Annotated in this window: 10 protein-coding genes; 8 read left to right on the top strand and 2 right to left on the bottom strand. The window is 65.2% G+C overall.

Annotation, left to right across the window (positions count from 1 at the left end; all coding sequences use genetic code 11):
* From Q8P46_06065 to Q8P46_06085, 5 genes are all read left to right on the top strand, one after another.
* A partial coding sequence (locus Q8P46_06065; GenBank protein MDP2619727.1) for a hypothetical protein occupies positions 1-205 on the top strand: 205 nt, incomplete at its 5' end.
* Between the two features lie 65 nt (positions 206-270).
* A complete protein-coding gene (locus Q8P46_06070) occupies positions 271-1,830 on the top strand; it encodes a tripartite tricarboxylate transporter permease (protein MDP2619728.1) in 1,560 nt (519 codons plus the stop codon).
* Complete coding sequence (locus tag Q8P46_06075; protein MDP2619729.1) at positions 1,827-3,323, top strand: aldehyde dehydrogenase family protein; 1,497 nt, start codon at positions 1,827-1,829, stop codon at positions 3,321-3,323. The genes Q8P46_06070 and Q8P46_06075 overlap by 4 nt, the downstream gene beginning before the upstream one ends.
* 41 nt (positions 3,324-3,364) lie before the next feature.
* Entirely contained in the window at positions 3,365-4,153 is a 789-nt protein-coding gene (locus Q8P46_06080; protein ID MDP2619730.1) for a GntR family transcriptional regulator, read from the top strand.
* Positions 4,154-4,198: 45 nt separating this feature from the next.
* A complete protein-coding gene (locus Q8P46_06085; GenBank protein MDP2619731.1) occupies positions 4,199-5,005 on the top strand; it encodes an SDR family oxidoreductase in 807 nt (268 codons plus the stop codon).
* Positions 5,006-5,244: 239 nt separating this feature from the next.
* On the opposite strand, the gene rraA is transcribed toward Q8P46_06085, so the two are convergent.
* Positions 5,245-5,724, bottom strand: coding sequence for a ribonuclease E activity regulator RraA (rraA, locus tag Q8P46_06090; GenBank protein MDP2619732.1), 480 nt, complete (start codon positions 5,722-5,724; stop codon positions 5,245-5,247).
* A gap of 92 nt (positions 5,725-5,816) precedes the next feature.
* Here rraA and tcuA point away from each other — a divergent pair, with 92 nt between their 5' ends.
* The 3 genes from tcuA to Q8P46_06105 all read left to right on the top strand — a co-directional run bounded on the left by tcuA (position 5,817) and on the right by Q8P46_06105 (position 9,672).
* The gene (gene tcuA / locus Q8P46_06095) at positions 5,817-7,202 is read left to right on the top strand and encodes an FAD-dependent tricarballylate dehydrogenase TcuA (protein ID MDP2619733.1); all 1,386 of its coding nucleotides are present in this window, start codon (positions 5,817-5,819) and stop codon (positions 7,200-7,202) included.
* Positions 7,183-8,307 carry a tricarballylate utilization 4Fe-4S protein TcuB gene (tcuB, locus tag Q8P46_06100; GenBank protein ID MDP2619734.1) on the top strand — a complete coding sequence of 375 codons (1,125 nt, stop codon included), beginning with the start codon at positions 7,183-7,185 and terminating at the stop codon, positions 8,305-8,307. Before tcuA ends, tcuB begins: the two co-directional genes overlap by 20 nt.
* Positions 8,308-8,493: 186 nt before the next feature.
* The gene (locus tag Q8P46_06105) at positions 8,494-9,672 is read left to right on the top strand and encodes an aminotransferase (protein MDP2619735.1); all 1,179 of its coding nucleotides are present in this window, start codon (positions 8,494-8,496) and stop codon (positions 9,670-9,672) included.
* Positions 9,673-9,742: 70 nt separating this feature from the next.
* Here the strand turns inward: Q8P46_06105 and Q8P46_06110 are convergent, their stop codons facing one another.
* The gene (locus Q8P46_06110; GenBank protein MDP2619736.1) at positions 9,743-10,633 is read right to left on the bottom strand and encodes a DMT family transporter; all 891 of its coding nucleotides are present in this window, start codon (positions 10,631-10,633) and stop codon (positions 9,743-9,745) included.
* Positions 10,634-10,802 lie beyond the last annotated feature (169 nt).

Here is a 10,802-nt window from a genome sequence, read left to right on the forward strand (position 1 = left end):
CCAGTTTACCGGGATGATTTTTCGCCGTGGCCCGGCGCGGCTCGCCGGGCGATGCGGTGCCTCGGCCAACAGCCGCCACACCGCCACGGCGCAAAAGAACCCGGCCTTCGGTGGGCCAAATCGGCCCACCGGGTTCGTTGCGGCGCTCGCCCGATGCCCCACATCGCGCTTCGCGGCCCACGCCTGCCCGGATGAACCGATTTGACCCATCAAATTGATTCCATATGGCCAAGACCCGCTCTAGCTTGCGGCAAGCGATAGGGGCGGTCTTTGCATTATCTCCTGGACGGCATCATCAACGCGCTGGAACCGCTGACGCTGCTGCTCACCGTGGCGGGCGTCGCGCTCGGTCTTGTGATGGCGGCGATTCCGGGCCTGACCGTGTCGATGGCCGTCGTGCTGCTGTTGCCGTTCACCTTCTATCTCGCCAGCAAACCGTCCCTCGGGCTTCTGATCGGCGTCTTCGTCGGCGGGATGGCCGGAGGCGCCATATCGGCGATCCTCCTCAACATCCCCGGCAATCCGGCCTCGGTCATTACCAATCGCGACGGCTATCCGATGGCGCAGAAGGGCCGGGCGGACCTTGCCCTCGGCATCGCCTTCCTCTCCAGCGTTCTGGGCGGCGCCTTCAGCCTCGTGGTGCTGATCCTCGTGGCGCCGCAAATCGCCGAAATTGCGCTCAAGTTCGGCGCGCCGGAACAGGCGGCGCTCGTTCTTCTCGGGCTGACGCTGGTCGCAGGCTTTTCGGAAGGCTCGCTGCGCCGTGGTCTGATCTCCGCCGGGCTGGGGCTCGCCGTGGCCACCACGGGCATGGATCCGATCACCGCCTCGCCGCGCTATGTGTTCGACACCGTCGTCCTGCAGCAGGGCGTATCGTTCATCCCCGTCATGATCGGCATGTTCGCCCTGCCGGTGGCAATCCAAAGCCTCTGGGACCATCAGCGCCGGGAGGTGCGGAACATGACGCCCGTGGTGCACGCGATGAAGGGCGTGCGGGAGGCTTTCGGGCAACTGAAATCATTGGCGGGTTGCATCCTGCGCTCGTCCGCCGTTGGTACCCTGATCGGCGCGGTGCCGGGCACCGGCAGCGCCGTGGCGGCGATCCTCAGCTACCAATATGCGGAGCGCTTTTCCAAGCGCCGCGACGTGCCCTTCGGCGAGGGACAGCCGGAAGGCATCGCCGCGCCCGAGGCCGCCAACAGCGCGCTGACGGGCGGCGCACTGATTCCGATGCTCGTTCTCGGCATCCCCGGCGACCCGGTAACGGCGGTGATGCTCGGCGCTCTGTTGATCCAGGGGCTGACGCCGGGCGTGCTGCTGTTTCAGAACAATGCCGACATCGTCTACGGACTGTTCGGATCCTTCGCCGTCGCCTTGGCGATTCTGGCCGTGGTCGGAACGATCGGCATCCCGCTCTTCGTCAGGACTGTCCGCATCCCGGTTCGCATGCTGATGCCGGCAATCGTGCTGTTGTGCATCATCGGCGCCTTTGCGCTCAAGAACAGCGTCCTCGACATCTGGATCATGCTGGCGTTCGGGGCGCTCGCCTATTTCATGAAGCGGTGGAACTATCCCGTCCTGCCGATGCTGTTGGCGCTGATCCTCGGCCCGATCCTCGAAGAGCAGTTCCGCATGTCGCTGATCATCGCTCTCGGCGATCCATTCATTTTCCTCCAAAAGCCCATCAGCCTGACCTTCATCGTCCTGTTTGTCGTCTATCTGGGCTGGTCGTTCTGGCGGGAGCTCGGCGGCGGCAAAACTTTGACCATGGAACCCGGGCGGCCGGCCCGAGCGGGGACTCGTGATGCAACCGAAGCGGGGGAAAAATGACGGTTACTGCCTTAGCCGAAGTCAAAGCCGATCTTGTCACCGATCTCTTTATCGACGGCAGCTGGGTTCCGGGCGGCGGCGGCAAGCCGGCGGACATCCTCAATCCGTACAACAACCGGGCGATCTGCCGTGTCGCGCCGGCCAGCGATGCCCAGGTCGACGAGGCGGCCGAAACGGCGTATGCCGCATTCAAGGATGACGCCTGGAGCAAGCTCACGGGCCGGGAGCGCGGCGTGCTTCTGCATCGGGTCGCCGAGCTGCTTCGCCGGGACCTGGAGGTTTTTGCCACGCTGGAGTCCATGGACACCGGCATTCCCATCCGCGAGACGCGGATGGAAGTCGCCACGTCCGCCCTGCACATGGAGTATTTCGCAGGCTTTGCCGGCAAGCTGGAAGGCAGCTACCAGGATCTCGGCGCGCGTCTCAACTATACGCGGCGCGAGCCGTTCGGCGTGATCGCGCAGATCGTGCCCTGGAATACGCCCCTCAAGCTGATGGCGCGCGGCTTCGCGGCGGCCATCGCCTGCGGCAACACCATGGTGATCAAGCCGTCGATCGTGGCGCCGCTGAGCATTCTGCGCTTCGCCAAGGTCGTCGAAGAGGCAGGCTTTCCCGCCGGCACGGTCAACATCGTTACCGGCTCCGGGCGCACGGTCGGCAAGGCGTTGGTCGAGCATCCGCGCGTCCGCAAGGTGATCTTCACCGGCGGCACGGAAGGCGGCCAGGAGATCCTGCGCCAATGCGTAGCCCATGTGACACCGGCGGTGCTCGAGCTCGGCGGCAAGGGTCCCATCATCGTCTGCGATGGGATTGATTGGGGCGAGGCGATAGACGGCGTTCTCACCCAGGCTTTTGCGCGCAAGGCGGAAGTGTGTTTTGCCGGAACGCGGCTTTTTATTCCGCCGCGGATGCACGACAAATTCGTTGCCGATCTTGCCGACAAGGCGACCCGCATTCCGATGGGCAATCCCCTCGACGGGTCGACGCAGCTCGGTCCCTTGATGACCGCGCGCCGCCTTGAAGGGATCGTTGCCCAGGTCAAGGGCGCAACGGCGAAGGGCGCGACCCTCGTCTGCGGCGGCCAGAAGGCCACCGGCGCCGGTCTGGAGGAGGGCAACTTCATGCCGCCGACGATCCTGACGGGCGTTACGCCGGATATGGAGGTGGCAAAAGAGGAGCTGTTCGGTCCGGTCCTCAGCGTTACGACCTATGGCGACCTTGACGAGGCGATTGCCATGTCCAATGCCTCCGACTACGGCCTGGCGTCCTATGTGTGGTGCAACGACATCCGCAAGAGCAATTGGATCGCCAATCGGCTCGAGAGCGGCAATGTCTTCCTGAACGCCTACGGCTATCAGTCGGAAATCCCGTTCGGCGGCTATAAGATGAGCGGGATAGGACGAGAGCACGGCGTGGAGGCGATGCACGAATATACGCAGGTCAAGAGTATTACCGTGGGCATGGAACGGTTCAAGTCGCGCTTCGACATATGACCGGGAACCGCTCCATTGCGAATTATCGAGGATAACGGGACATGAACGACAAACCGGCCGAGATCAGTAGAGAATCCGAAAGGCCGCTCTACCTGCAACTGGTGGAGGCGCTCGAACGCCGCATCCACTCGGCGGAGATTTCGCATGGCAACATGTTGCCGAGCGAAGCTCTGCTGGTGGAGCAGTACAAGGTAAGCCGGATCACGGTGCGTCAGGCCTTATCCAACCTGGAGGACCGCGGGCTCATTTACCGGCGTCAGGGAAAGGGAACCTTCGTCCGCGCCCCGCAGGTGAAGCAGAAGCTCAACCGCGAGGCCAAGACCATCATCGAAGCCTTGCGCGAGCGCGGCCACGAGCCGGACGTGAAGGTTCTTGCATTGGAGCAATTGCTGCCGCCGGCTCATGTCAGCGAGCTGTTGGGCACGGCGGATCAGCAGGTGACGCGTCTGAGACGCTCCTACTCCGTTGACGGCGCGCCGATCGCGCTGGTTGACCTGTTTCTGCCTCTCGCCATGAGCGGGGTTGCCCATGTGCTCGCCCGCGACGATCACCTCAAGGAAACCTCCTACTCCGTCTTCGAGGAGGAGATGCACATCCCGATCAAGGAAGTGAAGCACATCATCCACACGAGGGCACTGACGCCGGACGTGGCCGCGGCGCTCAACATGCAGCCGGACGAGATGTGTCTGACCTTGGATCGGATTACCTATTCGACCACCGGCAACGTGCTGGAGCTGATGACGTTCTACTATGCGACCGACAGCTTCCATTTCGAGATTACGTTGCCCCGGCATGCCGAACATATGGCGCTGAAAATTGCGCGGAGCTGAGGACGCGAACCGCAAATCCGGAGAGGGGGCGGTCGTAGAGCGAAGATGGATCTGCGGATCAAGGACAAGGTTGCCATCGTCACCGGAGCCAGCGTCGGCGTCGGCGAAGCGGTGGCGCGCGAATTTGCTGGCGCCGGCGTCAAGCTGGTCTTGACCGCGCGCGGGCAAGCGCGCCTTGCCGAGACGGTCGCCGATATTCGCGACGCCTACGGCCCGAACGTCGAGGGCGTTGCGCTCGACGTCACCGATCCGGTCGCGGGACGGACTCTCGTCGACAAGGCCGTGGAGCGGTTCGGCGGCGTCGACATCGTCGTCAACAATGCCGGCCGCGCCCAGGCGGGCGGGCTGCTTGAGACGACGGACGCGGATTGGAAGGGCATGGAGGAGGTGAAGCTCCATGCCATGATACGCCTCAACCAGGCCGCCATTCCTCACATGCGCGAGCGCGGCTGGGGACGCATCGTCAACATGTCGTCCATCGGCGGCATCTTTCCCAACCCGAAGCTGATGATCTCGCATGTGCTGAGCGCGGCGATCAACAATCTCACCCGGTGTCTCGCGCTCGAGGTTGCGCCCTATGGCATCCTGGTGAATGCAATCGCGCTCGGCGCCATTCGGACGGGCAATTGGGAACGGAACATGATCCCCAAGGTGCGCCAGACGCGGCCCGATCTTGCCGGTCTATCCGACGAGGAACTGGTGGCGCGCGTCGGCGCCGAATATACACCGGTGGGCCGCTTCGGCGTGCCGGAGGAGATCGGGGCCATCGCCGCCTTTCTCGCCTCTGCCCGCAACGGGTTCGTCACCGGCTGCACCATCGAGGCCTCGGGCGGCGCCGAACGGTTCATGTAGCGCCAGGCGACGACCGATGAAATTCTGCATCTTCGGCGCTGGAGCCATCGGCGGCAGGCTCGTGCGGCGGCCTCCGGCGTCTCCCCGCCCAGCACCTGCATCGCTATCCGCTCTCGACCGAGCGGCGTCAGACGGGCATTCTTATGGATGTTCATCCGGTCCTCCAAGGAATCACTGAAGTCTCGCAACCTCAGCTTCCTCGCTCAGGACCGGATGGACAACCTAATGAAAGCTCACATCTAGCCGACGAGCCTTTCCTCGCTCACCAGGACGCCGTCGCCGTCGCAATAGGCCCAGTGGCCGGGCACGAAGGTCACGCCGCCGAAACTCACCGGGATGTCGCGATAGCCGTAGCCGTCCTTGGCGCTCTTCTTGGGCGAAGTGGCAAGACACCTGACGCCGACCTCCATCGCGTCGATCTCGTCGCAGTCGCGGATCGTGCCGTTGATGACGATGCCGGCCCATCCGCTGTCGCGTAACAGGGTCGCCAGCATGTCGCCGACAACGGCGCAGCGCGTCGACCCGCCGGCATCCGCCACGAGCACGCGACCTTCTCCCGGCTCCTGCAGCATCGCTTTCAGAATCACATTGTCCTCGAAGCATTTCACGGTGGCGATCGGGCCGCAAAACGCCTTCACCCGGCCGAACTTCAGAAATGGCAGGTCGCAGAAACGCACCAGCGCATCGTGCTGGTCGACTAGATCCGCGGTTTTCATCATTGTCGATCCTTTGCCGTTTTGCCGCCGGACGGAGGCCCTTGAAAATGGCGCATTCGATATCGTATGCATTGGTATACAAAATGGACGCGACCATGCCAAGCTATGACGTCCTGATTGCCGGAGGCGGAAACGCGGCCATGTGCGCGGCGGTAACGACCGCCAAGGCCGGCGCCCGCGTGCTGGTCGTCGAGGCGGCGCCGCGCGACTGGCGCGGCGGCAATACGAGGCATACGCGCAATCTGCGGCTCGCCCATGACGCGGCGACCGCCACGCTCACCGGCCCATACCCGGCAGACGAGTTCATGGACGACCTCTGGCGCGTCACCGGCGGCAAGACCGACGAGGAGCTGGCGCGGCTCACCATCGAGCAGTCGAAATCGCTGTGGGACTGGCTCGGCGGTGAGGGCGTTCTGTTTCAACCCTCGCTCGGCGGAACGCTGTCGCTGTCGCGCACCAACGCGTTCTTTCTCGGCGGCGGCAAGACGCTGCTCAGGGTGCTTTATCGCAAGGCCGAGGCGCTCGGCGTCGAGGTCCGCTACGGGGCCGAAGTCGTGGGGTTTGAGATCGAAGAGGGGACCTTCCGCGCCGCCGAGGTCGCGACGCAAGCGGGCGTTGAGCGCGTCGAGGCTGCGAGCCTGATCGCCGCTTCGGGCGGCTTCGAGGCCAATATCGAGTGGCTGAAGGAGGGCTGGGGGGAGGCTGCGGAAAATTTCCTGGTGCGGGGCACGCCCTACAACAAGGGCAAGGTCCTGAGGCTTCTGCTCGATGCCGGCGTGCGCTCCGTCGGCGAGGCGGACCAGTGCCACGCCGTTGCCATCGACGGAAGGGCGCCCAAGTTCGACGGCGGCATCGTTACCCGGCTCGACTGCGTCCCCTTCGGCATCGTCGTCAACCGGGACGCGGAGCGGTTCTACGACGAGGGCGAGGATTTCTGGCCAAAGCGCTACGCCATCTGGGGAAGGCTGGTCGCAGGCCAGCCCGGCCAGGTCGGCTACGCCGTCATCGATGCAAAGTCGCTCGATCTATTCATACCCTCGGTGTTTCCGCCCGAAGAGGCCGAGACGATCGGCGGCCTCGCCGAGAAGATGGGGCTCGATCCGGCGGCCCTGCAGCGGACGGTCGGGACCTTCAACGCGGCCTGCCGCGCCGGCAGCTTCGACATGACCGTGCTCGACGACTGCCGCACGGAGGGGCTCGAGCCCGCCAAGTCCCACTGGGCGCGGCCGATCGACACGCCGCCCTTCTACGGCTATCCACTTCGCCCCGGCATCACCTTCACCTATCTCGGCGTCGGCGTGAACCGCGAGGCACGCGTCCTCATGGACGATGGCAGGCCCTCATCCAACATGTTCGCGGCCGGCGAGATCATGGCCGGCAACGTGCTGGGCCAGGGCTATCTCGCCGGCCTCGGCATGACCATCGGCGCCGTCTTCGGACGCATAGCAGGCGGGGAGGCCGGTGCCCATTTCGCCCCCTGACAAAGCCGGCTCGGCTGCTGCGGAAGTCGCCCGCCTGATGACGATCTGCAATGCCTGCCGCTATTGCGAGGGCCTTTGCGCGGTGTTTCCGGCGATGGAGCTGAGGCGGGCCTTTCCGCTGTCCGAGGCCGAATATCTGGCCAATCTGTGCCACGATTGCGGCGCCTGCTTTACCGCCTGCCAGTATGCGCCGCCGCACGAATTCGCCGTCAACGTTCCCAAGGCCTTTTCGAGTTTGCGGGCGAAGTCCTATGCGCGGCACGTATGGCCCGGCTTCCTGGCGCCGGCATTTGCGAAAAACCTGGTGGTGATCTGCCTCGTCGCGGCCGTCTCGGTGGCGCTTTTCATTGTCGGCTTCGTCGCTCTCAATGACGCCGGCGCGGTGTTCGCGGCGCATGCGGGGGCAGGCGCGTTCTACCGCCTGATGCCGCACGATGCGATGATCGGGCTGTTCGGGGCCGTGTTCGTCTACGCGGTCATTGCCATCGTGGCCGGCCTTCGCAGCTTCTGGCGCGCGACCGGCGGCGGCCCGATTGCCGGGCGCGACCTTCTTGTCGCCGCCGGGCACACGGGCACGCTCGCCTATCTTGACGGCGGCGGGGCGGGCTGCCCCGTTGAAGACGAACGGGGCCGCGACGGACGCAAGCTCTATCACCATCTGGCCTTTTACGGCTTCCTCCTGTGTCTTGCCTCGACATTGGCCGCGACGCTTTATCACTATGCCCTGGGCCTGGAGGCGCCATACCCGTGGACGAGCCCGGTGGTGATCCTCGGCACGCTCGGCGGGGTCGGCCTCGTCATCGGTCCCGTCGGCATGATGCGGGAAAAGCGCCGCCGGCCGCCGGAAATCGCGCCCTCGACGCGCAGCGGCATGGCCGCAGCCTTCCTGTGGATGCTGCTCCTCAACGGCGTCACCGGGCTGGCGCTCTTGGCCCTGCGCGAGACGCCGGCGATGGGCGTGCTTCTCGCCCTCCATCTCGGCTTCGTCTTCGCGCTGTTTTTAAGCTTTCCCTACGGCAAGTTCGTGCACGGCTTTTACCGCTACGCGGCCCTCGTCCGGTTCGCCCGCGAGACTGGAGGACGCGCCGCTTCGCATGGCGGATGAGTTGGGGGCGGCAAAGCCCCCTGAACGAGATCGGTTCCGCCGATCCGTCCGCGCACCATGACAGACCTATGACGGCCGCAATCGTGCGCGCTTCGGGCCTTCGCCGGCGCACACCGGCCCTCTGCCGCGCTTGCGCCGGCAGCAGCACCCCCCTATCGTCCGACCGATGCCAGGGGAGGGCGCGAGATGAAACCCGCCAACCGTCTTTTCCAGGACCTCGGCACGACGGTTTTCGAGGTCATGTCGCGGCTCGCCATCGCGCATGAGGCGATCAATCTCGGCCAGGGCTTTCCCGACGAGGACGGGCCTGAGGACGTGCGCCGCATCGCCGCCGAGACGGTCATCGACGGTTCCAACCAGTATCCGCCGATGCTGGGGCTTGCCGAGCTGCGCCAGGCGGTCGCCGCCCACGAAAAGCGCTTCTACGGGCTCGACGTCGATTGGCGGAGCGAGGTGCTGGTCACCTCGGGCGCGACGGAGGCGCTCGCCGACTGCCTGTTCGGGCTCATCGAGCCGGGCGACGAGGTGGTGTTGATCGAACCGCTCTATGACAGCTATCTGCCGATCGTGCGCCGCGCCGGCGGCGTGCCGAAGCCGGTCCGCGTAACCCCGCCGGACTGGGCGCTCGACCCGGACGCCCTCAAGGCGGCCTTTTCCGACCGGACCAAGCTGATCCTTCTCAACAACCCGCACAATCCGGCGGCCAAGGTCTTCACCCGCCCGGAGCTCGAGCTGATCGCCGAGCTCATCCTGCGCCACGACGCCTATGCGGTCTGCGACGAGGTCTATGAGCACATCGTCTTCGACGGCCGGCCGCACGTGCCGCTAATCACGCTGCCGGGCATGCGCCAGCGCTGCCTCAAGCTCGGCTCGGCCGGCAAGACCTTCTCGCTCACCGGCTGGAAGGTCGGCTATGTCACGGCCGCGCCTGAGCTGTTGCAGCCGGTCGCCAAGACGCACCAGTTCATGACCTTCACCACCGCGCCGAACCTGCAGAAGGCCGTCGCCTATGGCCTCGGCAAGGAGGATGCCTACTACCGGGAGCTCGCCGGCGAATTGCAGCGCAAGCGCGACCGGCTTGCCGCCGGCCTGAACGAGATCGGCTTCGGCGTCATCGACTGCCAGGGCACCTATTTCATCACCGCCGACGTGCGCCCGCTCGGCCTCGAGCAGGAGGATGTCGAGGCCTGCCGAACGCTCACCGTGAAGGCCGGCGTCACGGCGATTCCGGTCAGCGCCTTTTACGGCGCGGACGCGCCGAAGCATTTCATCCGCTTCTGCTTTTCCAAGCAGGACGAGGTGCTGGATGCGGCCTTGGAGCGGCTAGCCGCTTACGCCGGCAAGCGCGCCGCAAGATCGGCCTAGAACGCGGTCCTACCGACCTTGGTAATGGCTCCAGCTCGCGGGGGATATCCCGTCATTGGCAAAGCGGCGGTCAGCCGCTTTCGTCTTGTAAGGGCGACTCCTTAACGGCGCGCTGCGCCAGCACGATCGCGACGCCGCCCAGCGTCGCGGCCGATGCCAGCAGCAGACGCAGCGTGATCTCCTCGGAGAGCATGACGACGCCGCCGAACGCCGCGATCACCGGTACGGAGAGCTGAACGGTCGCCGCGCGGGTGGCCGTCAGGCCGGGTAGGGCAGCGTACCAAATGACATAGCCGCAGCCCGAGGCAAGCGCCCCCGACGCCGCCGCCAGGGCGAGGCCGCTCGAAGAGCTCATGAAATCACGCCAAAAGAACAGGCTCACGATCAGCACCAAGGGCACCGAATAGATGAAGCTTGTGGCGGTGGCTTTAAGGGGATCATCCACACCCCTGCCCAGAAGCGAATAGAACCCCCAGGCAATTCCGGCGACCGCCATGAGCAGGGCGCCGAGAGCGTCGGGCGCGGTCACGCCCGGCGAGACCAGATAGACGAGCCCGAGAATGGCGAGCGTCAGTCCGCCCCATGAGACGAGCGGGAAGTGCTCGCCCTGCCTAAGCGCGAAAATGAACATCGTAAGCTGAACCGCGCCGAACAGGATCAGCGCGCCCGTGCCCGCGGCGAGCGACAGATAGGCGAAGGAAAAGAACGCCATATAGGTGAACAGCATGGCCGTGGTTCGCCAATCGCCGCCGCCGCGCACGCGCATTTGCCCCCGCAGCAGCACGATCAGACCGAGCGTCGCCGCGCCGGAAACCACCCTGACGGTGGTAAAGCTCGCCGCATCGATGAGTCCCTGTCCCAGGGCGAGCCGGCACAGCAATGAGTTGGCCGCGAATGCCAGCATCGCGACCGCCGTCAGCGCCATGGTGCGCGCGGTTATTTGTCCGGGACGGCTCGACAAGGCGGGGTTGCCTCCAGGAGATCGATCCCACGAACATTCTAGAGCGGTTCATGGTTATAGGGAATCGATTCGATGGGCCAAATCGGTTCATCCGGGCAGGCGCGGCGCGACGCGCGATACGGGATATCGGGCGAGCGCCGCAACGAACCCGGTGGGCCGATTTGGCCCA

It is taken from the genome of Hyphomicrobiales bacterium (genome assembly GCA_030688605.1).
In the GTDB taxonomy this organism is placed as follows: domain Bacteria; phylum Pseudomonadota; class Alphaproteobacteria; order Rhizobiales; family NORP267; genus JAUYJB01.

Coding starts and splice junctions, on each gene's coding strand:
- Q8P46_06075 (MDP2619729.1), top strand. CDS start 1,827: ATGACGGTTACTGCCTTAGCCGAAGTCAAAGCCGATCTTGTCACCGAT.
- Q8P46_06080 (MDP2619730.1), top strand. CDS start 3,365: ATGAACGACAAACCGGCCGAGATCAGTAGAGAATCCGAAAGGCCGCTC.
- Q8P46_06085 (MDP2619731.1), top strand. CDS start 4,199: ATGGATCTGCGGATCAAGGACAAGGTTGCCATCGTCACCGGAGCCAGC.
- rraA (MDP2619732.1), bottom strand. CDS start 5,724: ATGATGAAAACCGCGGATCTAGTCGACCAGCACGATGCGCTGGTGCGT.
- tcuA (MDP2619733.1), top strand. CDS start 5,817: ATGCCAAGCTATGACGTCCTGATTGCCGGAGGCGGAAACGCGGCCATG.
- Q8P46_06105 (MDP2619735.1), top strand. CDS start 8,494: ATGAAACCCGCCAACCGTCTTTTCCAGGACCTCGGCACGACGGTTTTC.